Below are 22,729 nucleotides of genomic sequence, written 5' to 3' on the forward strand. Positions count from 1 at the left end.
CCTCGCGGCAAACGGCCGGATATACGTTCTCAGCAGCCTAGTCAAGGGGGTGGGGGCCGCCTCAACCGGTTATCCGGTTTTGTCGGTGCCCGGGTCTAGCGTGCCGGGTATGACTCTTCAAGTAGGCATGATCACCATCGACTGCGAGGATCCGCGCGCGCTGGCCGCGTTCTGGACCGAGGCGCTCGGCCTGGCGGTCAGCCAGGACTTCTTCGGCGAGTACCTGGTCCTGTCGTCCGAGGCGAGCCCGGTCGCGATCGGCATCCAGCGTGTCCCGGAGCCCCGCGCGGGCAAGAACCGGCTCCACCTCGACCTGACCACCGAGGACTCGGCCGGCGAGGTCGCGCGCCTGGTCGGCCTCGGCGCGAAGGAGGTGGGCAAGCACGAGGTACCCGGCTTCGGCTGGACGGTACTGACCGATCCGGAGGGCAACGAGTTCTGCGTCGGCGCCGCTCACGCATGATGATCAGGTGACTCGCGTACTCATCCCCTGGTCCGATCTCGACGTGCCCGCAGGCCTCCCGGCCGAGGTGTACGACGGCCGAGGCGACTTCCCCGCCTCGCTCGGCGACGTCGAGTTCTACGTCCTGCCGTACGACACGTACCCGAAGCCCTTCGAGCTGCTCGGCCGCCTGCCCTCGCTGCGCGCCGTGCAGTCGCTGTCCGCCGGGGTGGACAAGGTCCGCCCCCTGCTGCCCGCCGGCGTGCAGCTGTGCAACGGGCAGGGTCTGCACGACCTGAGCGTCGCGGAGCACGCGTTGGCGCTGATCCACGCCTCGCAGCGGGACCTGCCGCGCTGGATCCGGCAGCAGGCGGCCGGGGTGTGGTCGCGGGAGCACACCCGGTCGCTCGCGGACAGCCGGGTGCTGCTGATCGGGTACGGCGGAATCGGCCAGGCGATCTCGCGGCAGCTGCTGGCGGCCGAGGCCCTCGTGACGCCGGTGGCCTCGTCGGCGCGCCCAGGCGTGCACGCGATCTCGGAGCTGGCGTCTTTGCTGCCGTCGGCCGACATCGTCGTCCTGATCCTGCCCGACACGGCTTCCACGCGTGGGCTGTTGGGCGCGGCCGAGCTGGCGCGGCTGCCCGATGACGCCCTGGTCGTGAACGTCGGACGAGGGTCCGCGGTGGTGACCGACGCTTTGGTCGCCGAGACCTCGTCGGGGCGGCTTCGGGCGGCGCTGGACGTGATGGACCCCGAGCCGCTGCCGAGCGACCATCCTTTGTGGACGATCCCGAGCGTGATACTGACGCCGCACATCGCGGGCGGGTCAGCTTCGTTCTACCCGCGCGCGAAGCGCCTGGTCGAAGAGCAGCTGCGCCGCTTCGACGCCGGGGAACCCTTGCTGCACTTGGTCAAAGGGTCGTGAGTGGTATGGCCGGTTAGAACCGGCCATACCACTCACGACCCCTGAGCTGGGCGTGGTTACGTCCTAGACGCGGGGCTTCCCTCGCCCAGCTTGGCTTGTATGAAGGCTCCCCTCATACAACCCGGACTTGTATGAAGGCTCCCCTCATACAGCTATACGCGATGAAGGCTCCCCTCATACACCCAGACTTGTATGAAGGGAGCCTTCATACAGGCGGGTGCCCGGGAACGCATGGGTCGTGAGCGTTTAGGGCGGTTATTGAGGGGAAGGTCAAAGGTGGTGTGTTGGTGTTCGGACACGTCCGTTCGTGTGGTCGCGAAGGCGCCGGTCGAACCGGGGGTGCGAGGGGACCCCTGGGTGCGATATGCGCACTGAGGGGTCCCCTCGCTTCAGCCCTCGCACCCGCAACATTCATGACCCTCGCGGAGTAAAGCGGGCTTTATCCCGCGCACCACAGCCCTCGGCTATCCGCGAGTGGTGACTCTGCTCCGCTAGATGCAGCAGAGTTACCACTCGCACATCCCTCGCTCCCGGACCTGGTGCCCGGCGAGCCCGCGACCGCGGCCGACGCACCACCTTTGGGTTACCGCTCAATAGAACCGCCCGCAACGCTCACGAGCCTTTAGGTCCACAGGGTGCGCGAGGCGACCCAGCGGCGGGTGACCGTGGCCAGGCGTTCTTGGTAGACGCGCACGCCGGTCGTCCCGGGCGGCTCGGGCAGGCGGCAGCTGCGTTCGGCATGCCCGGCGAGAGCCACCCCGAAAGCAGTCACCGCCCAGGCCGGAATGCCTGTCAGGGCAGGGCGGCGGCGCAGGAGGCGGTCCACATCCGACGGGTCCTGACCGGCCGCGAGCATGTGCGGCACCAGGGAGACCAGGTCCAGCCAAGCGGCGCCACGCGCCGGGTAGCGCCAGTTGATCACGAGCACCCGGCCAGGTCCGGTCAGCACCAGGTTCGACGGGTTCAAGTCGTTGTGCAGCAACGTGTCCCCCTCGGCCCAGGGGTGCCACGAGGTCTCCATCGCGACGAGGGCGTCGAGGTTGCGGGCGCACCAGGCGTCGAGGTCGCGCGGTGGGTCGAGGCGCAGCTCGCGCCAGCCGTTCAGCAGCGGGCCGAGGTCGTCGAGCGCGCTGGGGGCCGACTCGACGGGGCATGGCGTGAGTGTCCGTGCGAGAGCGCCCAAAGCGGTGAGCGCGGCCGAGACGTCGGGCGAACCGGGGCGCAGCTTCGGGCGGGTGCCCTCGATGTCCGAGAACACCAGCACGTACCACTCACCGTCCACAAGGGACAGCAGCTGCGGCACCGGCGCCGAGGCGGGCAGCGAGCCCGCCACCTCGGCCTCCGCGCGGTAGCCGCCGACGCGCTGGCTATACGACGGCAGCGCCTTGAGAAAGACCCAGCGGCCGTCTTCGAGGTGCAGGCGTGACGCGACGCCGCCGTCGAACTCGGGTGATTGGCGGAGTGAACGGGTGACCGGAGACCCGAGGCTCCGCTCGACGGCGGCACGGATCGGGAGCGGGAGATCCTGCCAGCCCGCTTGCATCGCACCCCCCAGAAACCCTCACCGACCTGGGCAAGGGTACCGGGTGCTCACTCGACCGGGTGAATGAAGTTGAACCACCGCATGTCGACGCCGTAACCACACCTTTCGTAGATCCCGAGCGCGCCGTTGACGTTCTCGAGATCGACGTTGAGCACGGACCGCTGGAAGCCGCTCGCCTTGGCTTCGGCGAGGGTGTGGCCGAGCAATGCCGTCGCCACGCCACGCCCGCGCAACGCCGTTCGCGTGCCGACGTGGCTGACATAGAGCTCGCGGACACCGGTCGCCTCGGCGTCGGACGCGAAGAAGGCGCTCAGCACGTAGGCGACGACCTCGTCCCGCTCCGGCGACAGCAGCAGGAAGGACAGGTCGGGCCGGAAGTCCTTGTGGCCGGTGATGTTGTGGCGGAAGCCTTCCGGTGACTGCGCGGCGCTGCCCCAATGCCCGGCGAAGGTCTCGTTGACCGCCAGCCGGGTGAGCTCCTCGTACTTGTCCTCGTACGGCACGAGCGGCAACTCGACGGGCAGCGGCCGCGCCGCCGGGAGCGTTTCGAAGGGCGCGCGCATGTCGATGAGGGTCCGCGACCGGCGGTAGCCGTGGTTTTCGAACACGCCCGTCATCCAGGCCTGGGTTTCCGACGCGTGGCCGTGCAACTCGAGCGGCGCGTCCGGGAACGTCTTCGCGTGGACGCGCTTGCCGGCGCGCACGAAGAAGTCCGCCAGGTACTCGGCCACCTCGGGCAGGCGATAGTCGGGGTGGGCCATTCCCTCGACGCGCATCTTGTGCTCGGGGTTGGCCTCCTCACGGCGCTGGACCAGGCCGTAAGCGACGAGCCGATCGCCGTCCCAGCCCGCGATGGACGCCTCGTCCAAGTCCAGGAGAGGACTGTCGTACTCCTCGCGAAGATCGTCGGCGCTGTAGTGCTCGCCGGTCGGGTCGAGCGCTTCGGAAGCGGCGAAGACCTTGGCCAGCTGCACGGTGTCGTCAAGCCGCAAGGGGCGCCACTGCAGTTCCATGGATCGAGGCTAAGCTCGCGCCTCCGGCCGCCGCATCCGATTTACGCACGTCTACCCTTTAGGGCGTGCTGGTGCTCCTCCCCCCTTCCGAAACCAAGGCCCTCGGCGGCAACGGCCCGTCACTGGACCTGGACTCGCTGTCGCATCCCGAGCTGACCCCGGTCCGCCGCAAGCTCGCTGACGCGCTGCACGGGCTCGCCGCCGACATCCCCGCCAGCATCACCACACTCGGCATCACGCCGAACCAGACCGACGAGATCACCCGCAACGCCGAGCTGTGGACCTCGCCGACGCTGCCAGGGCTGGAGCGCTACACCGGCGTCCTCTACGACGCGCTCGACATCGGCAGCTTCTCGAAGCCGGCGCTCGCCAAGGCGAACAAGCGCCTCGCGGTGGCGTCGGCGCTGTTCGGGATCGTCAGGGCCGAGGACCGCATCCCCGCGTACCGCCTCTCCGGCAACACCTCGATGCCCTCGCTCGGCACGTTGCGCGGCCTGTGGCGCCCGACGCTGGAACCGGTTTTCGAGAGCATGGACGACCTGATCGTCGACCTGCGCTCCGGCGCGTACTCGGCGCTGGCCCGCATCCCGGGCGCGGTGGACGTGCGCGTGGTGACCGACGTGAGCGGCGTGCGCAAGACCGTCAGCCACTTCAACAAGTCCTACAAGGGAAAGCTCGCCGCCGTGCTGGCCACCGCGAGCCGTGAGCCGTCCACTGTGGACGGGCTGGTCAAACTGATCGGCAAGGCCGGGCTGCGCGTCGAGCGGACCGGCGAGCGGAAGCTCGAACTCGTCACGGACCATCAATAGTTCAGTACCCCTACGGATTTCCTCCCCGATTGTTCCGCGCACCGCGGCCACGGACAGTGGCCGCAGGATCATCGGAAAGGAATCACCGTGAAACGAACTCACCGAGTACTGGGGCTGTGCGCGCTCGGCCTGGGCATCGTCGCCGCGCTCCCTGGCCCAGTGGCCGCCGCGGAGCCGTCGGCCGCGGTCGCCCCGACCGGCGACGTGCACATCCCGCCGACGATGCGCACGCAGTTCTACAACGGCCAGGACAGTTCGGTGAAGGAGTTCCCCTTCATCATCGCCGGGCTTCGTGAAGGCGGCTCGCGTCCGCAGGGCCAGACCTGCACCGGCTCGGTCGTCGCGCCGCGCAAGATCCTGATCGCCGCGCACTGCAAGGCGGCCGAGGGCAAGAAGACCTTCGTGTACGGCCGTGACGACCTCAACGCGGGCGGCGGCACGACCGTCGGCGTCGTCAGCTACGACACGCACCCGAAGTACGTCAACTTCGACCAGGGCTACGACGTCGCGGTGGTCACCACCGACGCGGACATCCCGGTGCCGAACGGCCAGTACGCCAAGGTCGCGACCTCGTCGGACACCGAGCTGTCGAAGCCGGGCAAGAGCGGGGTCGGCGTCGGCTACGGCAAGAAGGACTTCAACGACGACTCCAAGGACGTCACGGTCGACAAAGCGACACTGCCGGTCCGTGACCCCGGCCAGTGCACCGGCGTCGGCAACGGCGTGAAGCCGGCGACGATGATCTGCGCCGGGTTCGCCGACGGCAACCCGACGATCCTGCCCGGCGACAGCGGCGGCCCGCTGATCATCGACGGCAAGGTGGCCGGTGTCGCGTCGTGGAGCCGCAGCGACTTCAAGTGGTACAGCATCTACGGCAGGCTCAACAACGACATGGGCGACTGGGTCCAGCAGCAGATCGGCACCCCGCCGACGCAGGACAAGTTCACCCTCGCCGTCACGCCCGGCTCGGTGAAGGTCGACCCCGGCAAGTACGTCTCGGCCACGGTGACCAGCAAGGCGGGCACCAACGGCAGCGAGAAGGTCGACCTGACCGCGTCGGGCCTGCCCGAGGGCGCGACGGCGACGTTCCAGCCCGCGTCGATCAACTCCGGTGACAGCGCCAAGGTGACCATCGAGACCGCCGCGAACACCCCGCAGCGCGACTACCCGATCACCATCTCCGGCAAGGGCACCGCGGACACCGCCACCACGACGCTGACTCTGACCGTCGGCACCGGCACCCCGCCGACCGGCGACATCAAGGTCACCGTCAACCCCGGCAGCGGCAGCGTGCGGCCCGGTTTCTTCGCCTCGGCGACGGTCTCGGCGACCGGCGGCTCCGGCAGCCTCTCGCTCAAGGCCAGCGGTAGCGGCCTGCCGTTCGCGCCGTTCTTCAACCCGTCGACGATCAGCAGCGGCGGCAGCTCGACCATGCAGGTCGTGGCGCCGTTCCAGGCGGGCACCTACCAGGTGACGATCACCGCGACCGACTCGTCCGGCAAGACCGGCACGGCGACGTACACCCTGAACGTGTCCTGACAGTCCTCTTGTCTCACCCGGTACGCCGCGGCCACGATGGTCGCGGCGTACCGGTATGAGGAGGACCTTTGATGGACTACGACGCGGTGGTCGTCGGCGGCGGGCACAACGGGCTGGTGGCGGCGAGTTACCTGGCCCGGAGCGGGCGGAGCGTCCTCGTGCTGGAGCGCCGCGACGAGGTCGGCGGTGCGGCGGTGTCGTTCCGCGCGTTCCCCGGCGTCGATGTGCGGCTTTCGCGCTACTCGTACCTGGTCAGCCTGCTGCCGAAGAAGGTCATCGCCGATCTGGGCCTGCCGGTGGACCTGCGGCGGCGCCGGATGTCGTCGTACACGCCGGTCGGCGACGGCGGCCTGCTGGTCGACACCGGCGACGCCGAGCGCACGGCCGGGTCGTTCGCCACGATCACCGGGTCGTCGCGGGACTTCGAGGCCTGGAACCGGTTCTACGGCATGACCGCGCGGGTGGCGGAACGTACCTTCTCGACGTTGACGGAACCCTTGCCCAGTAAGGAAGAGCTGCGAGCGCGCGTCGGCGACGACGCGGCGTGGGACGCGTTGTTCGAGCGCCCGATCAGCGGGACACTCGAGGAGACGTTCGGCGACGACACCGTCCGCGGCGTGGTGCTGACCGACGCGCTGATCGGCACGTTCGCGCCCGCCGACGACGCCGAGCTGCGACAGAACCGCTGCATGCTCTATCACCTGATCGGCAACGAGACCGGCGACTGGGACGTCCCGGTCGGCGGCATGGGCGCGGTCACCGGCTCACTCGCCGACGTCGCGCGCACCGCGGGCGCGACACTCCTGCCCGGCGCCGAGGTGCTGTCGATCGACCCGTCCGGCGAGGTCCGCTACCGCCACGGCGACGCCGAGCACGTGGTGCGCGGCGGCCATGTCCTCGCCAACGTCGCCCCGCCCGTACTGGCGCGCCTGCTCGGCGAATCGCCGACGGAAACCCCCGAAGGCGCCCAGCTCAAGGTGAACATGGTCCTCTCGCGTCTGCCGCGGCTGCGTGACTCCACTGTGGACCCGCGCGAGGCGTTCGGCGGGACGTTCCACGTCAATGAGACCTACTCACAGCTGGCCACGGCCTACGATTCGGCTTACTCCGGCGAAATCCCGGCGCTGCCACCGTGCGAGATCTACTGCCACTCGCTGACCGACCCGACGATCCTGGGACCTTTGGAGCGAGCGGCGGGCGCGCAGACGCTGACCCTGTTCGGCCTGCACATGCCCGCGCGCCTCTTCACCGGCCGCAACGATGCCGCTCGCGCCGAGGCACTGAAGGCGACTCTGGCCTCGCTGAACAGCGTGCTCGCGGAGCCGATCGAGGACTGCCTGTGGGTCGACCCGGCCGGGAACCCTTGCATAGAAGCGAAAACACCGCTGGACCTCGAAGCCGAACTGGGCTTGCCCGCCGGTCACATCTTCCACCGGGACCTGTCGTGGCCCTACGCTTCGGACCCCGCGATGGTCGGCAAGTGGGGCGTCGAAACCGCCCATGACCGGGTGCTCCTGTGCGGCGCGGGCGCCCAGCGGGGCGGCGGGGTCAGCGGGATCCCCGGCCACAACGCGGCCATGGCCATCCTCCAGGCCTAGTCAAAAAAAATCCCAATGCGTCCTTCGGTCCCTGGCACGTCCCCAATGCGTCCTTCGGTCCCTCCCAGAACCCCAATGCGTCGTTCGGCACGTGGGAGGTACCAAACGACGCATTGGGGTTTTAGCCGGGTCAGAAGGTGATCGAGAACCCTTCGATGGAGCCGACGTCGTAGCGGTAGACGTCTTGGACGCGGAGTTTCCAGGTGCCGTTGGCGTTTTCGGTGGCCGCGTTGACCGAGTAGGTCGTGTGGACGCCGCCGGGTGAGACAGCCCCGCCCGCCTTCTGCAGGGAGTAGGCCGCGCCGCTCGGGCCGATCAGGTCGATGACCAGGTCAGCCGAGTATGGGTGGGCGATGTCGACCTTGACCGGAAGCGAGCCGGAAGCCTTGCCGGAGCAGGCGTCCTGGGTGATCGAGGACGTCACCGCGGCGCCGGCGTCCGGAATGGACACCGGGGTCGTGTTCGACTTCGCGCCGCAGGTGGGCGTCGGGTCGCCGCCGCCGATGAACGACACGTTCAGCAGCTTGTTGGGCGAGCCGGAGCCCGGGTTCTTGATGACGCCGTCCGAGGCGCCCGCGACCAGCGCGTCGCGCACCTGCGCCGGCGTCGCGGTCTTGTTGGCCGCCAGGTAGAGCGCGACCGCGCCGGTCACGTGCGGGGTCGCCATGGACGTCCCGCTCATGTTGGCCGACGAGCCGTTCGACAGGCCGAGCGAGGTGATGTTGTTGCCTGGCGCGAAAATGTCGACGCAGGTGCCGAGGTTGGAGAACGAGGCCTTGTTGTCGTTCTCGTCCGTGGCGCCGACCGTGATCGCCTCCGGGACCCGCGCCGGGCTGACGTTGCAGGCGTTCTGCGACTCGTTGCCCGCCGCCACCGAGTAGACGAACCCGGCCGCGACGGACTTCTTCAGCACGTCGTCGCCGAGGCCGACCTGGTCCATCCGCAGGCTCATGTTCGCCACCGCGGGCTTGACGCCGTTGGCGGTCACCCATTCCATCGCGTCGACCGCGGCGGAGTCGGGGCCGTTGCCGGTGCAGTCGGCGCCGAGCACCTTCAGGCCGACGATCTTGGCCTTCTTGGCCACGCCGTAGGTCTTGCTGCCGATGGTGCCCGCGGTGTGCGAGCCGTGGCCGTTGCAGTCACTGCCGCCGCTGCCGACGAAGTCCTTGCCGACCGACGCGCGGCCCTCGTACTCCGGGTTGTCCGGCTTGATGCCGGTGTCGAGGTCGTACACCGTGACGCCCTCGCCGCTGTTCGGGTACGTGTACTTGTTGTCGCGCGGCAGGTTCTTCTGGTCGATCCGGTCGAGGCCCCAGGTCGGGTTGTTCTGGGTGTCCGCCACCCGCGCGGTGCCGTCCTCGTACACCGCCTTCACCGACCGGTCGGCCGCCAGCCGCCGCGCCTGCTTTTCCGTCAGGTGCGCCGAAAATCCGCGCAGCGCGGCCGAGTACGTCGACCGGACGGACCCGCCGTACTGCCTGGCCAGGTCCGTCGCCGACGCGCTGACGTCCTGCAGCACGACGATGTACTGGTCGCCGAAGTGCGCACGGGCCTGGACCACGGCGCCTTCCGGCTCGGCGGCCAGCGCCGTGCCCGTCGAAGCCAGCAGCAGCAGTCCCGCGATGGCCGTGATCCGCACTGTCCGCATCAGAAACTCACCCCGAACGTGTCGATGGAACCGGTGTCGTAGCGGTAGACGTCCTGCACGCGCAGCTTCCACGTGCCGTTGCGGTTCTCCGCCGACGCGTCGACGGTGTAGGTGGTGCTCAGGTCGACCGTGCTCGCGCCGCCAGCCTGCTTCAGCGGGATCACGGCGCCGCTCGGCGCGACGAGGTCGATCTTCAGGTCGCCGGTGTAGGAATGCTTGATACCGACGGAAACGCGCGTCGACGACGTGGCCTTGCCGTCGCAGCCGCTCACGGTCGCGGAGCTGGTCACGGCCGCGCCCGCGTCCGGAATGGCCACGTCGTCGCCGTTCGTGGCTCCCGAGCACGTAGGAGTGCCGCCGCCGATGAAACCGGTGTACAGCAGCTTGTTCGGCGAGCCCTTGACGTCGGTGATCTTGCCCGGCGTCGCGTTGTCGATCAGCGCCGAAGCCACCTGGGCGGGCGTCGCCGACGGGTTCGCCGTCAGGTACAGCGCCGCCGCACCCGCGACGTGCGGGGTCGCCATCGACGTGCCGCTCATCTGCGTGGTGCCGCCGCCGTTCTTCGTCGAGGTGATGTTCGAGCCCGGTCCGAACAGGTCGGTGCAGGTGCCGTAGTTCGACGACTGCGACGAGTTGAAGATCGACCGCTTGTCCTGGTTGTCACTCGACGCGACCGTGATCGCCTCCGGGGTGCGGGCCGGCGAGACGTTGCACGCGTCCTGGCCCTCGTTGCCCGCCGCGACCGTGTTCGTGATCCCGGCCGCGATCGCGCCCTTGACCGCGTTGTCCACACTGGAGTCGCCGGAGCCGCCCAGGCTCATCGTGAGCACCGCGGGCTTGCGCGCGTTCTTCGTGACCCAGTCGATGCCGCTGATGATCTGGCTGTACTGCCCGGTCCCGCTGCAGTTCAGCACCCGGACCGCGACGATCTTCACGCCCTTGGCCACGCCGTAGGTCGCGCTGCCGACCGTGCCTGCGACGTGCGTGCCGTGGCCCTGGCAGTCCGACGCGTCCGAGTCGTTGTCGATGAAGTCGTAGCCACTGGTCGCGCGGCCGCCGAACTCGGTGTGCCGCATGTCTACACCGGTGTCGACGACGTAGACGGTCGCACCGTCGCCTTTGTTGGCGTAGCTGTACTTCGAGTCGAGCGGCAGGTCCTTCTGGTCGATCCGGTCAAGCCCCCAGGTGGGGTTGTTCTGGGTGTCCGTGATGTGCGCGACGGCGTCCTGCTCGACGTAGGCGACATCGGGGTCGGCGGCCAGCCTGCGTGCCTGCGTCTCGCTCGCCTGGACCGCGAAGCCCTTCAGCGCCGCGTCGTAGGTGTGCGTCACCTTGCCGCCGTACTTCGCGGTCAAGCGGCTCGGCGCGCCCGACTTCAGCACCACGACATAGCTGCCGGGCACCGCGCCCTCGGCGCCCGCGCCGCGAATCGTCCCCTCCGGACCGGCCGACGCCGGCGCGGCCAGCGCCAGCGACGTCACCGCGCTCAGCAGCAGCGCGACCGGGATTAGATGTTCACGCATCAGGACTCCGTTCACTCAGGTGGTCGATCCACTGTCGAAGCGACGGCGAGTGCGAACAAGCGAGGCATTGATCCGTAGGGATACCTATCTAATGCGCACCTACGAAAGTTCCGTGAGCGCCCGCACGGGTTCCGTCACAGGGCCGCCCGCCTTAAGCTGCGATGATCCGAACGGTGTGGTTTGGGTGGTTGAGGAAATGAGCGGAGTCAGACACGCGAGCTCGCCGGTGCTCGTAGGCAGGTCCGCGGAATTGGGGGCGCTCGCGTCCGCGATCGCCAGGCCGCCGTCGATCGTCATGCTCGAAGGCGAGGCGGGCGTCGGTAAGACACGCCTGGTCACCGAACTGCTGGCGCTGCCGGAAACGGCGCGGCGGCTGGTGTTCACGGGCTATTGCCAGCCTTTGGGCGAACCATTCCCTTATGGCGTCGTGCTCGAAGCACTGCGCCACGCCGGGCGGCATCTCAAGAACAAACCACCGTTGAGCCCATTGAGCGGCGCGCTGCGGCCATATCTGCCGGAGCTGGCCGATTTCCTCCCCGCACAACCCGCGCCGCTCGGTGATCCGCGCGCGGAACGGCATCAGCTTTTCCGGGCGTTCCGCGAGCTCATCAGCTCACTCGGCGCGTTGCTGCTCGTCATCGAAGACCTGCACTGGGCCGACGACGGTTCACGCAGGCTGCTGCGCTTCCTGATGGCCGATCCGCCGCGCAACCTGAGCCTGCTGCTCACCTACCGCCGGGAGGAAGTGCCGGGCGGCATCCCGGTCGGCAGCAGCTACCGGCCGGCGACCGGCTCGGCCAGCGTGCTCATCGAACTGCGCCCGCTCGACGCCGACGGGGTGAAGAACCTGGCCACGGCGCTGCTGGGCGAGTGTCCGATCTCGACGGAGTTCGCCGCGCGGCTGCACGAGCGCACCGCGGGGATCCCGTTCGTGGTCGAGGAAACGCTCAACGCGCTCGACCACACCGAGACCCTGCACGCCGGGTTGCTCGAATCCGTCGAGGTGCCGGTGCTGCTGCGCGAAGCCATGGTCGAACGGCTCATCAAGCTGCCGCTCACCGCGCGACGGCTGACCGAGGCGGCCGCCGTGCTCGGCGTGCCCGCGACGGACACGGTCCTCGCGGGCACCGCGGGCCTGGACGCCGGGCGTGCGCGCCGCGCGCTCGTCGCGGCGCTGGAGAAGCACGTGCTGTTCGAGGCGGGTGACTGCCGCTACGGATTCCGGCACACGCTCGCCCAGCAGGCCGTCTACGGCACGATTTCGGGCCCGACCAGGCAGCAATTGCACCGGCGCGCCGTGCAGGCCTTGCTCGAACTGACCCCGCCGCCGCTGGTTCAGCTCGCCGAGCACAGCCGTAAGGCGGGCGAGTCCGTCGACGCGATCCGCTACGCCGAAGCGGCCGCCCAGCGCGCCGCCGAGGTCGGCGATCTCGCGACCGCGACCGACCTGCTCCGCGGCCTGCTGGACGAACCGGCGCTCGAACCGTCCGATGTGGACAGACTGGCAGGCAGGCTCAGCGCGATCGCGTTCGACGGCCTCGGCATCCGTGAGGTCATCGCGACACTGCAGCGCCTGCTCGGCGACCGCAGGCTGTCGCGGCGGCTGCGCGGCGAGGTCCGGCTGAGTCTCGGCCTGTTGCTGATGCGCCATTCGGGTGGCGTCGAGGCGGGTCGCGCGGAGACCGAGCTGGCGGTCAACGATCTCGGGCACCGCCCCGACCTGCAGGCGCGCGGCATCGCCATGCTCGCGCTGCCGTGGTCGGGCACGACGCCGATGTCCGCGCATCTGCCGTGGCTGCAGCGGGTCGACGAGCTGATCGCGGGCACCACCGACCGGCTGGTGCTGCTCACCATGATGGCCAGCAACGTGCCCGCCTGGCTGCACGTCGGCGACGGCCGCGCGTGGGCGCTCGCCAGGCGGGTGCCGGGCACGATCGGGTCGGCCGGCGAGCAACGCCAGCTCGCGCGGATGCACTGCAACCTCGCCGACGCGTGCGCGTGGATCGGCCATCACGACCGCGCTGGCAGCCTGCTGCACAGCGGGATGCAGCTGGCCACCAGCTGCGGCGCGCCTTATGTCGTCAGCACCGCGCGCGCGACGCGTGCGCACGTCGACTGGCTGACAGGGCACTGGGAGGGACTGACCGCGCGGACGTTGCGGCTGCTCGACGAGTACCAGGACCTGCTGCCGGTCGCGAGCGAACTCTCGCTGGTGCTGGGTTCGCTGGCCGTGGCACGCGGCGAATGGGACCGCGCGGCCGGGCATTTCGCCGAGACGGGCATCGCCCAGCCGCAGAACGCGATCACCCCGGTGGTGCTCGCCGCGCACGCGGGCGTCGTGCGGATGCTGCTGGCGCAACAGGACGCCGAGGCGGCCGCGCTCGAAGCCGACCGAGGCATGGAGGTCGCGCGCGCCAAGGGTGTCTGGGCGTGGGCGGGCGAACTGGTGGTCATGGCCGTCGACGCGTACTGCCAGACCGGCCGCGAAAGCGACGCGCAAGCGCTTACCGACGAACTCGAACGCGGCCTGGCCGGTTGCGACGCGCCTGCCGGCTACGCGGGTTTGGCTGAGGCGCAAGGGATCTTGGCGCTGTGCCGCGGCGAGTCAGCGGTCAAGCAGCTGACCGACGCGCGCCAGCGCTACGAGCGGCTGCCCGCGCCGTACCTGGCCGCGTTGGCGGGCGAGCGGCTCGCGCGAAGTGGTGAGCCGGAGGCGGGCGAGCTGACGTCGTTGGCCAGCGCGTTCGACGAACTGGGCGCGACCAGGGACGCCGCGCGCTGCCGTCACGCCGTCCGCGCGACGGGCGCGATCACGCCGTCACGACGAGGCCGTCGTGGCTACGGCGACGAGCTGTCCCCGCGCGAACGGGACGTCGCGCGGCTGCTCGCGGAGGGCAACACCAACCGCGAGATCGCCGAGGTGCTGTTCCTGTCGAGGCGCACGGTCGAGCAGCATGTGGCCAGCGTGCTGCGCAAATTGAAGGTCCACTCGCGTGACGAGCTGCAGCGCGCTTAATTCGGTTGCGATGTGTCCGGGGCGTCCGGGATGATCGTCGGACAAGCCCGAGTGGAGCTAGGGAGGTGCGACGTGTACATGCCTGTCGTTGGCGTGCCCATGGCCCGCCCATCCGCCCCCCGAGGCCGTTAGCGCGTAGCCGCTCGCCCGGTGGGGCACCCCTTCACGAGGAGAACCCACCAGTGCGCGAGCACGATTTCGAAAACTCTTTCGACCGTCCGTCCCGTCGCAAGACCAAGCGCCCTCGTTTCGACGACGAACCGGCGCCCAACCGCGGCGGCCGGATGACCGAGGCCGAGCGCGGCAGGCTGGCCCAGCTGCGTGAAGACGCCTACGTCCAGGACGTGCCCGGCGGCGCCGACCGCTGGTCCACCTGGGGAGACGCCGAGCACGGCCCGTCGCCCCGGCCGGGCTGGGTGCTCACCGCGCTCGCCGCGGTCGACACCGAACTGGGCGTGCTCAAGACCGGCAAGGAGGCCGATGTCCACCTGATCCGCCGCGGCCTGCCCGACGGCTCGAACGAAACGCTGCTCGCCGCCAAGCGGTACCGCAGCGACGAGCACCGCATGTTCCACCGCGACGCCGGCTACCTCGAAGGCCGCCGGATGCGCCGGTCCCGCGAGATGCGGGCGATCGAGACGCGGACCAGCTTCGGCCGCAACCTCATCGCGGAGCAGTGGGCGGTCGCCGAGTTCGCGGCGCTCAGTCGCCTGTGGAGCATGGGCGCGCCGGTGCCGTATCCGGTGCAGCGCCACGGAACCGAGCTGCTGCTGGAGTTCATCGGCGACGACGACGGCACGGCGGCGCCCCGCCTCGCCCAGGTCCGCGCCGACGACGACGCGCTCAAGGAACTCTGGTACCAGACGGTGGCGGCGCTGGAACTGCTCGCTTCGCAGGGCCTCGCGCACGGCGACCTGTCGGCGTACAACCTGCTGGTCCACAAGGGACGGGTGATGATCATCGACCTGCCCCAGGTGGTCGACCTCGTCGCCAACCCGCGCGGCCTGGAGTTCCTCGAGCGCGACATCCGCAACATCACCTCGTGGTTCACCGCCCGAGGCCTCCCCGAGTCCGAAACGGACCCGATGGCCCTGGTCACCGACCTCCGCGAGGTCGCAGGCCTCCCCTAGGTCCCGAAAGCGTCCTTCGGTCCCTGGCATGTCCCCAATGCGTCTTTCGGCACCTGCCAGGGCCCGAATGCGTCTTTCGGCACCTAGCACGGACCGAAAGACGCATTGGGGAGGTACTCACCGATCGTGATTCACGGGTGACGGCTGAGGGCTTGACCACAGTAGGCACCTGCGAGTAGGTGCCGGAGACAGACTCCGGTACAGTAGTGACAGACCGCAACCGGCGGCGTGGATGAGTGGTGTCCGTCGCCTCCAAAGCCAACCGAATGGCTCGCGGTATCCGTATCAACCAATTGGCGCGCGGTGTCACGCAGACATGGTGTGCCGGGTTCGTCCCTGTGAACGCCCACTGCACACCATCTTGTCCTGCCTGCGCGCGGACAGCCGGGCCTCCTTGTGACGTGCCACGTCCGAGAGGTATCAGTGACAGTCACGTTCAACAGCTCCGCTCCTTCGGCTCGACCGCACCGCAAGCCGCGTGCGCGTACCGGGGGTACCGAGGTGCTGCACAACGACACGGCCGTCGAGACCGTGCCGAGCAAGACCTTCGCCGAGCTCGGCCTGCCCGAGCCGCTGCTTCGCGCGCTGCGCGAGGCGGGGATCAACTCCCCCTTCCCCATCCAGTCCGCGACCATCCCGGACGCGATCGCAGGCCGTGACGTGCTGGGCCGCGCCCAGACCGGTTCCGGCAAGACCCTCGCCTTCGGGCTGGCCATGCTGGCCAGGCTCGACGGCGGCAAGGCCCGCCCGAAGCGCCCCCGCGCGCTCGTGCTGGTGCCGACCCGTGAGCTGGCCATGCAGGTGGCCGACTCGCTGACCCCGCTCGCCAAGTCGCTCGGCCTGTGGTGCCGCGTGGCCGTCGGCGGCATGGCCTTCGCCCGTCAGGCCGAGGCGCTCAACCGCGGTGTCGACCTGCTGATCGCCACCCCGGGCCGCCTGTCGGACCACGTCCGCCAGGGCACCGCGGTGCTTTCGGACGTCAACTTCGTCGCGCTCGACGAGGCCGACCAGATGGCCGACATGGGCTTCATGCCGCAGGTTCGCGAGATCCTCGACCTGACCCCGGCCCGTGGCCAGCGCCTGCTGTTCTCGGCGACGCTCGACGGTGACGTGGACCGCCTGGTCCGCGCCTACCTGACCGACCCGGTCACCCACTCGGTCGCCCCGGTGTCCGCCAGCGTGACCACGATGGACCACCACGTCCTTCAGGTCTCGCACCAGGACAAGCAGGACATCATCACCGAGATCGGCGCCCGCGACGGCCGGACGATCATGTTCGTCCGCACCAAGCACCACGTCGACCGCCTCGCCGAGCGCCTGCGCGAGAAGGGTGTCGCGGCCGGTGCCCTGCACGGCGGCAAGACCCAGGGCCAGCGCAACCGCGTGCTCGCCGACTTCAAGGAAGGCCACACCCCGGTGCTGGTCGCCACCGACGTCGCCGCCCGCGGCATCCACGTCGACGGCATTTCCCTGGTGCTGCACGTCGACCCGGCCGCCGACCACAAGGACTACCTGCACCGCGCGGGCCGCACGGCCCGTGCCGGCGCTTCGGGCGTCGTGGTCACGCTGGTCACGCACGACCAGCGCCGCATGGTCCGCCGGATGACCGACCGCGCGGGTGTCCGCGCGGAGCAGGCGACCGTGCGTCCCGGCGACACCGAGCTGTCCCGCATCACCGGCGCCCAGCAGCCCAGCGGCGAGCCGGTGCCCGAGCGCCAGCGTGAGACCCCGCGTCGTGGCCGTGGCTTCGGCGGCGGTGGCGAGCGCGGTGGCTACGGCGGTTCCCGCGAGGGTGGCCGTCCCGGCGGCTTCGGCGGCCGTGGCCGTCAGCCCCGCTACGGCAGTGGCGGCGGTGGCTCCCGTGAGGGCGGCCGTCCGCAGCGTCCGAGCAGCCGTCCGCGGCGCAGCTACGACAACTGAGTAAGCGATTGAGGCGGGGCCGGGTCACACCGGCCCCGCCTTTTTTGCGCGACCTGACATTCGGGTCGTGAGTGTTCCGGCCGGTTAGAACCGGCCGGAACACTCACGACCCCCGCGTGCGAGACTGCAGGGCGTGACTGCTCCCGTTCCCCCCGAGAATGTCTTCGACTGGCTGGACGCCGAGGCCGAGAAGCGCGCGAGCGCGGGCCTGGTCCGGCAGCTGCGGCCGCGGCCGCCGGTCGCCGATGAGCTGGATCTCGCCGGGAACGACTACCTCGGGCTGGCCAGGGACAAGCGGGTCGCGGGCGCGGCGGCCGCGGCCGCGTTGCGGTGGGGCGCCGGGGCGACCGGGTCGCGGCTGGTGACCGGCACGACCGAGCTGCACACCGAGCTGGAGCACGAGCTCGCGCGGTTCTGCGGCGCGCAGGCCGCGCTGGTGTTCTCGTCGGGGTTCACCGCGAACCTCGGCGCGGTGACGGCGTTGTCCGGCGTGGAGTCGGCGATCGTGACCGACAAGTACATCCACGCCTCGCTCATCGAAGGCTGCCGGTTGAGCCGCGCGGACATCGCGGCCGTCGCGCACGTCGACGTGAAGGCGTTCTCACACGCGCTGAGCACCCGACGCAAGCCGCGCGCGCTGGTGGTCACCGACTCCGTGTTCTCCGTGGACGGTGACATCGCCCCGCTCGGCGACCTCGCGCGGGTGTGCCGCGAGACGAACGCGTCGCTCCTGATCGACGACGCACACGGCTTCGGCGTGCTCGGCGAGGGCGGCCGGGGTGCCGTGCACGAGGCCGGGCTGGCCGGCGCGCCGGACGTGGTCACCACCATCACGCTGTCGAAATCCCTTGGCGCGCAAGGAGGTGCGGTACTCGGGCCGCGCCGCGTGATCAAGCACCTCATCGACACCGCGCGCAGTTTCATCTTCGACACCGGGCTCGCCCCGTCGAGCGCGGCGGCGGCCTTGGCCGCGCTGAACGCGTTGAAGGCCGAGCCCGAGCTGGCGACCAAGGTGCGCGACGCGTCGATGAACCTCGCGATGCAGCTGAAGGCCGCGGGTTTCACCCTGACAGTGCCGGAAGCCGCCGTCATCTCGGTGCACGCGCCGACGCCCGGCGAGGCCGTCGCGTGGGCGGGAGCCTGTGCGGAGCAAGGGATCCGGGTCGGCTGCTTCCGCCCGCCGTCCGTGCCGGACGGCATCTCCCGGCTGCGCCTGACCGCGCGCGCCGACCTCACCGAGTCCGATGTGGACCGTGCGGTGAAGGTGATCACCGCTACCGCGCCACGCGGAGCCTTCGCATCGTGATGTGCGGGATGCCGTCCTCGAGAAACTCCTCGCCCTCGGGGACGAACCCGAACTTCGCGTAGAACCCGGCCGCGTAGGTCTGCGAGTCGAGCACGCTGTCGGCGTCGCCGATGTGGTCCAGTGCGGCCTTCATCAGCTCGCCCGCGAGCCCCTTGCCCCGCGCGAACTTGGCCGTGACGACCCGGCCGATCCGGCTCACGCCATCGGGATCGGCGAGGACGCGCAGGTACGAACCGAAACCCTCGGTCCAGAGGTGCTGGGTCGTCGGCAGCAGGTCGCGGCCGTCGATCTCGGGGTACGGGCATTCCTGCTCGACGACGAACACGTCCACGCGCAAACGCAGGATCTCGTAGAGCTGAGCAGCGGTCAGCCGATCACCGGCAACGTTGTCCACACCGCATCCTAAGCAACCCCGTATCTCGGGGGGTCGTGAGCGTTACGGCCGGTTCTAACCGGCGAAAACACTCACGACCCCTTCTCGGCTGCCCCGTCCGCGGCAGGGTCGTGGTCCCGCGTGGATGAGGGCCTACTTCACTCGGATCCGTGGGGTGGGGGCCCAGTTCTACCGTATATACGGGTGAGGGAGGCCCTCACCCGAACCAAGCGTGAATGAAGGCTCCCCTCATACCTTGGCCAAGTGCCCGGGTGAGTGCGGCTTGCGTCGTTCAACGCCGCGAACCGCACTCACCCGCCTCGAACGCCCCCTGCAACCGGTCAAGCGGGTTGCCTCCGCGGGGTTTGAGGCGTCCAACGACGCATTTCGCACACAGCCGCCCCGGCCGCGGCCAAGCACACCAGACACACCACCTTTGACCTTCCGCTCAATAGAACCGCCCGCAACACTCACGACCCCAAAGCGGGGGTGCGCGTACCTGAACGGTCGGCACGCGTACCGGAGGAGTCGGCACACGTACCCCGAGGGTCGGCACGCGTACCGACCCTTCGGGCTCGGGTCAGAAGAGGCCGCGGTTGGAGCGCTTCTCGAGTTCGTCGGCGAAGGCGGAGACGCGGGTGTAGACGCCGGGCTTGCCGGGCTGGGCGCAGCCGACGCCCCAGGACACGATGCCGATCAGGACCTTGCCGACCACGAGGGGGCCGCCGGAGTCGCCTTGGCAGGCGTCCTTGCCGCCCTTTTCGTAGCCGGCGCAGACCATGGTCGACGGGTCGTAGTTGCCGTAGGCGGCCTTGCAGCTCGCGTCGCTGATCATCGGCACGTCGACGCTGCGAAGCACGTCGGAACGGTCGCCGTTGTCCTTCAGGCGGCCCCAGCCGAGCACGGTGGCCATGGTGTTCTCGGTGTAGTACCTGGCGGTCTGGGTGACCTGGGCGGTCTCGTAGCGGAGGCGGCTCGTGGTGGTGAGGAGGGCGATGTCGTTGCCGGTGCCCGGATCGGTGTAGTCCGGATTCACCCAGATGTCCGATACGGTCGAAACCGTGCCGTCCTTGACACGCTTGTCCTGCCTGCCGGCGACCACCCGGAGGTTCGGTTTCGTGACGGCCTTGGCGCAGTGCGCGGCCGTGGCCACCGAGTTCTCGCCGATGAGCACGGCGCCGCAGAACTGGCTGCCGTTCTCGTCCGTCAGGAACACCGCGAACGGGTATTGCGCGACCGCGGCGGGCTGACCACCCACGATGCCGGGCTGACCGGCCGTCTCCGGGGTGGCGGACGCGACCGGCACGGCCACGGCGGCGGCGAGCAGCGCCCCGGCGACCAAGAGCAGGTTGCGGCGAGACTTGGCTGGCATCGTTGGTTTCCCTTCGGGGCGGAATGACTCCGGCGTGTACACGGGCAGTCGTCAATACCCTAAACGGAGCAGGCCCGATACGGTGTCGCTGAATCGGGTGGACTACACGGTCACGGTCCGCTTCTGACAAGCTGGGCCGTGTGCGACTCCGAGTGTGCGTGCTGCTGATCGCGGCCATGGGACTCGCCGGCTGTGACCACCAGGGCACCGAGCCGCCCCAGCCGACGCCGTCCCCGCTTTTCGCACCAGCGAGCCCGGCCACCCCAGCGAGCCCGGCGGCCACCGAGCCGCCCCCGGCGCCCGAGCAGGCCCGCTGGAAGGTCGGCGCCAAGCCACTGCCCCGCCGCCCGGACGGCCTCGGCCAGGTGCTGCCGACCCCGCCGGAGCTGGCGAACCGCGCGCTGCCCACCGAGGACTTCCTGCCGCCGCCCGCCGAGGACCGCTACGCCTCGACCATCGCCGCGGTGCCCGCCGACGTGCTCAAGCGCAGCACCTGGCAGCCCGCGTGCCCGGTCGCGTCGACGGCGCTGCGCTACCTGACCATGTCGTTCTGGGGTTTCGACGGCCGCCCGCACACCGGCGAGATGCTCGTCAACGCCAGCGCCGCCGAGGGCGTCACCAAGGTGTTCGGCCAGCTCTTCGCCCAGCGCTTCCCGCTGGAGGAGATGCGGGTCACCAGGCCGGACGAGCTCACCGCCGCGCCGACCGGCGACGGCAACTCGACCAGCGCGTTCGTCTGCCGCCCGGCGCGCGGGCAGACGAACTGGTCGGCGCACGCCTATGGGCTGGCGGTGGACATCAACCCGTTCTGCAACCCGTACACCAAGGGCGACCTGGTGCTGCCCGAACTCGCTTCGGCGTATTTGGACCGCAAGGACGTGCGGCCTGGGATGCTGCTTCCAGGTGACCCGGTGGTGCGCGCGTTCGGCTCGATCGGGTGGTCGTGGGGCGGCTCCTGGACCAGCCCGAAGGACCGCATGCACTTCTCCGCCACCGGGAATTAGTGGCGGGCGGGAGCAGTTCAGCTAAGCGAGAACCGTACGAACAAAGGATGACAGCGTGCCGCACTACGACCTGGTGATCGTCGGAACCGGATCGGGCAACTCGATCCTCGGCCCGCAGTTCGCGGGGCAGAAGGTCGCGATCGTCGAGAAGGGCACCTTCGGCGGCACCTGCCTGAACGTCGGCTGCATCCCGACCAAGATGTTCGTGTACGCGGCCGACGTCGCCGCGACGCCGTCGTTCAGCTCGCGCTTCGGCGTCGACGAGGAGCTGACCGGGGTGCGCTGGGCCGACATCCGCGACCGCGTCTTCGGCCGCATCGACCCGATCGCCGCCGGTGGCGCGGAGTACCGCCGCAGCCACGAGGACAACGCGAACGTCGACGTCTACGAGGGCGAAGGCCGGTTCACCGGCACGAAGACGCTGACCGTCACCTTCCCCGGCGGCCGCACCGAGACGCTCACCGCCGACAAGTTCGTGCTGGCTGCGGGTGGACGGCCGGTCATCCCGGACATCCCCGGCCTGGTGGAAACCGGTTTCCACACCTCGGACACGGTCATGCGGCTCGAGGAGCTGCCGAAGCGCCTGGTGATCATCGGCAGCGGGTTCATCGCGGCCGAGTTCGCGCACGTCTTCTCCTCGCTCGGCGTGCAGGTCTCGTTGATCGCCCGCTCGGGCGCGCTGCTGCGCGGCGAGGACTTCGAGGTCAGCGAGCGCTACACCGAGCTGGCCGCGGCCAGGTTCGACGTGCGGCTGAACCGCAAGACCCTGCGCGTCGGCCGCGACGAGGGCGGCATCTCGATCGAGATGGAGGGCCCCGAGGGCGCGGAAACCCTGGTCACCGACGAAATCCTGGTCGCCGTCGGGCGCACGCCGAACTCGGACCTGCTCGACGTCGCGGCCACCGGAGTGGCGGTGCGCGAGGGCGGGTACGTCGACGTCGACGACTACCAGCAGACCAACGTCGAGGGCATCTACGCGCTCGGCGACCTCTCGTCGCACTACGAGCTCAAGCACGTCGCGAACCACGAAATGCGGGTGGTGAAGCACAATCTCGCCAACCCGGACGCTCCGATCAAGTCCGATCATCGCTTCGTCCCGCACGCCGTGTTCGGCTCGCCGCAGATCGCCTCGGTCGGCCTCACCGAGCAGGAGGCGCGGGAGCGCGGCGTCTCGTACGTGACGTCCAAGCAGGACTACGCGGGCATCGCGTACGGCTGGGCGATGGAGGACACCTCCGGCTTCGCGAAGCTGCTGGCCGACCCGGCGACCGGGCAGCTGCTGGGCGCGCACATCATCGGCCCGCACGCGCCGTCGGTGATCCAGCCGCTGATCCAGGCGATGAGCTTCGGCCTGGACGCGCGCAGCATGGCGACCGGCCAGTACTGGATCCACCCGGCCATGCCCGAGCTGATCGAGAACGCCCTGCTCAACCTCCCCCTCGACTAGCCAGGGCCGGGATAAAGCCCGCTTTACTCCCGGGGATAAAGCGGGCTTTATCCCGGGTTCTCGGCTCATGGGACCCGTCCCAACCCGATCACGCCAAGCTGCGGCGGCATCCAAGATCGGG

The 22,729-nt window shown here is 69.7% G+C and carries 17 protein-coding genes; 11 read left to right on the top strand and 6 right to left on the bottom strand.

Translation table 11 applies throughout. From position 1 onward, the window contains the following. The first annotated feature begins 109 nt into the window (after positions 1–109). Complete coding sequence (locus tag AB5J62_RS30165) at positions 110–463, top strand: VOC family protein (protein ID WP_370943345.1); 354 nt, start codon at positions 110–112, stop codon at positions 461–463. A 7-nt stretch (positions 464–470) separates the two neighbouring features. Further along, positions 471–1,367, top strand: a complete 897-nt coding sequence (locus tag AB5J62_RS30170) for a 2-hydroxyacid dehydrogenase (RefSeq protein WP_370943346.1) — start codon at positions 471–473, stop codon at positions 1,365–1,367. A gap of 622 nt (positions 1,368–1,989) precedes the next feature. Here the strand turns inward: AB5J62_RS30170 and AB5J62_RS30175 are convergent. Both AB5J62_RS30175 and AB5J62_RS30180 read right to left on the bottom strand, forming a co-directional pair. After that, positions 1,990–2,910 carry a phosphotransferase family protein gene (locus AB5J62_RS30175; RefSeq protein ID WP_370943347.1) on the bottom strand — a complete coding sequence of 307 codons (921 nt, stop codon included), beginning with the start codon at positions 2,908–2,910 and terminating at the stop codon, positions 1,990–1,992. 47 nt (positions 2,911–2,957) lie between these two features. Beyond that, positions 2,958–3,923 (bottom strand): GNAT family N-acetyltransferase, encoded by a 966-nt coding sequence (locus tag AB5J62_RS30180; protein WP_370943348.1) that lies wholly within the window; start codon positions 3,921–3,923, stop codon positions 2,958–2,960. Positions 3,924–3,988: 65 nt separating this feature from the next. On the opposite strand from AB5J62_RS30180, the gene yaaA reads away from it, so the two are divergent. The 3 genes from yaaA (at position 3,989) to AB5J62_RS30195 (ending at position 7,869) form a co-directional block, all read left to right on the top strand. Next, a complete protein-coding gene (yaaA, locus tag AB5J62_RS30185; RefSeq protein ID WP_370943349.1) occupies positions 3,989–4,732 on the top strand; it encodes a peroxide stress protein YaaA in 744 nt (247 codons plus the stop codon). An 87-nt stretch (positions 4,733–4,819) separates the two neighbouring features. After that, positions 4,820–6,271: a trypsin-like serine protease gene (locus AB5J62_RS30190; RefSeq protein ID WP_370943350.1), complete on the top strand. Its 1,452-nt coding sequence runs from the start codon at positions 4,820–4,822 to the stop codon at positions 6,269–6,271. Positions 6,272–6,339: 68 nt separating this feature from the next. Next, positions 6,340–7,869, top strand: a complete 1,530-nt coding sequence (locus tag AB5J62_RS30195; protein WP_370943351.1) for a phytoene desaturase family protein — start codon at positions 6,340–6,342, stop codon at positions 7,867–7,869. Positions 7,870–7,999: 130 nt separating this feature from the next. Here AB5J62_RS30195 and AB5J62_RS30200 read toward each other — a convergent pair whose 3' ends face one another. Both AB5J62_RS30200 and AB5J62_RS30205 read right to left on the bottom strand, forming a co-directional pair. Continuing rightward, a complete protein-coding gene (locus AB5J62_RS30200; RefSeq protein ID WP_370943352.1) occupies positions 8,000–9,517 on the bottom strand; it encodes a S8 family serine peptidase in 1,518 nt (505 codons plus the stop codon). Beyond that, positions 9,517–11,040 (bottom strand): S8 family serine peptidase, encoded by a 1,524-nt coding sequence (locus tag AB5J62_RS30205; RefSeq protein ID WP_370943353.1) that lies wholly within the window; start codon positions 11,038–11,040, stop codon positions 9,517–9,519. Before AB5J62_RS30205 ends, AB5J62_RS30200 begins: the two co-directional genes overlap by 1 nt. 196 nt (positions 11,041–11,236) lie before the next feature. Here AB5J62_RS30205 and AB5J62_RS30210 point away from each other — a divergent pair, with 196 nt between their 5' ends. The 4 genes from AB5J62_RS30210 to AB5J62_RS30225 all read left to right on the top strand — a co-directional run bounded on the left by AB5J62_RS30210 (position 11,237) and on the right by AB5J62_RS30225 (position 18,412). After that, entirely contained in the window at positions 11,237–14,056 is a 2,820-nt protein-coding gene (locus AB5J62_RS30210) for an AAA family ATPase (protein ID WP_370943354.1), read from the top strand. Positions 14,057–14,238: 182 nt separating this feature from the next. Then, the gene (locus AB5J62_RS30215; RefSeq protein WP_370943355.1) at positions 14,239–15,186 is read left to right on the top strand and encodes a serine protein kinase RIO; all 948 of its coding nucleotides are present in this window, start codon (positions 14,239–14,241) and stop codon (positions 15,184–15,186) included. 423 nt (positions 15,187–15,609) lie between these two features. Next, a complete protein-coding gene (locus AB5J62_RS30220; RefSeq protein ID WP_370943356.1) occupies positions 15,610–17,106 on the top strand; it encodes a DEAD/DEAH box helicase in 1,497 nt (498 codons plus the stop codon). A 133-nt stretch (positions 17,107–17,239) separates the two neighbouring features. Beyond that, a complete protein-coding gene (locus AB5J62_RS30225) occupies positions 17,240–18,412 on the top strand; it encodes an 8-amino-7-oxononanoate synthase (RefSeq protein WP_370943357.1) in 1,173 nt (390 codons plus the stop codon). Here the strand turns inward: AB5J62_RS30225 and AB5J62_RS30230 are convergent. Together AB5J62_RS30230 and AB5J62_RS30235 are read right to left on the bottom strand one after the other, a co-directional pair. Then, positions 18,381–18,806 (bottom strand): GNAT family N-acetyltransferase, encoded by a 426-nt coding sequence (locus AB5J62_RS30230; protein WP_370943358.1) that lies wholly within the window; start codon positions 18,804–18,806, stop codon positions 18,381–18,383. The genes AB5J62_RS30225 and AB5J62_RS30230 overlap by 32 nt on opposite strands. Before the next feature lie 559 nt (positions 18,807–19,365). Beyond that, positions 19,366–20,157: a serine protease gene (locus tag AB5J62_RS30235; RefSeq protein ID WP_370943359.1), complete on the bottom strand. Its 792-nt coding sequence runs from the start codon at positions 20,155–20,157 to the stop codon at positions 19,366–19,368. 176 nt (positions 20,158–20,333) lie between these two features. On the opposite strand from AB5J62_RS30235, the gene AB5J62_RS30240 reads away from it, so the two are divergent. Together AB5J62_RS30240 and AB5J62_RS30245 are read left to right on the top strand one after the other, a co-directional pair. After that, complete coding sequence (locus tag AB5J62_RS30240; RefSeq protein WP_370950383.1) at positions 20,334–21,161, top strand: M15 family metallopeptidase; 828 nt, start codon at positions 20,334–20,336, stop codon at positions 21,159–21,161. A 55-nt stretch (positions 21,162–21,216) separates the two neighbouring features. Next, entirely contained in the window at positions 21,217–22,608 is a 1,392-nt protein-coding gene (locus tag AB5J62_RS30245; protein WP_370943360.1) for a mycothione reductase, read from the top strand. Positions 22,609–22,729 lie beyond the last annotated feature (121 nt).

Source organism: Amycolatopsis sp. cg5 (assembly GCF_041346955.1).
Lineage (GTDB): Bacteria > Actinomycetota > Actinomycetes > Mycobacteriales > Pseudonocardiaceae > Amycolatopsis.

Excerpts from the sequence above, each read along its gene's own strand:
- AB5J62_RS30165 (WP_370943345.1), top strand. The coding sequence starts at position 110 with ATGACTCTTCAAGTAGGCATGATCACCATCGACTGCGAGGATCCGCGC.
- AB5J62_RS30175 (WP_370943347.1), bottom strand. The coding sequence starts at position 2,910 with ATGCAAGCGGGCTGGCAGGATCTCCCGCTCCCGATCCGTGCCGCCGTC.
- AB5J62_RS30180 (WP_370943348.1), bottom strand. The coding sequence starts at position 3,923 with ATGGAACTGCAGTGGCGCCCCTTGCGGCTTGACGACACCGTGCAGCTG.
- AB5J62_RS30200 (WP_370943352.1), bottom strand. The coding sequence starts at position 9,517 with ATGCGGACAGTGCGGATCACGGCCATCGCGGGACTGCTGCTGCTGGCT.
- AB5J62_RS30205 (WP_370943353.1), bottom strand. The coding sequence starts at position 11,040 with ATGCGTGAACATCTAATCCCGGTCGCGCTGCTGCTGAGCGCGGTGACG.
- AB5J62_RS30210 (WP_370943354.1), top strand. The coding sequence starts at position 11,237 with ATGAGCGGAGTCAGACACGCGAGCTCGCCGGTGCTCGTAGGCAGGTCC.
- AB5J62_RS30235 (WP_370943359.1), bottom strand. The coding sequence starts at position 20,157 with ATGCCAGCCAAGTCTCGCCGCAACCTGCTCTTGGTCGCCGGGGCGCTG.
- AB5J62_RS30240 (WP_370950383.1), top strand. The coding sequence starts at position 20,334 with ATGGGACTCGCCGGCTGTGACCACCAGGGCACCGAGCCGCCCCAGCCG.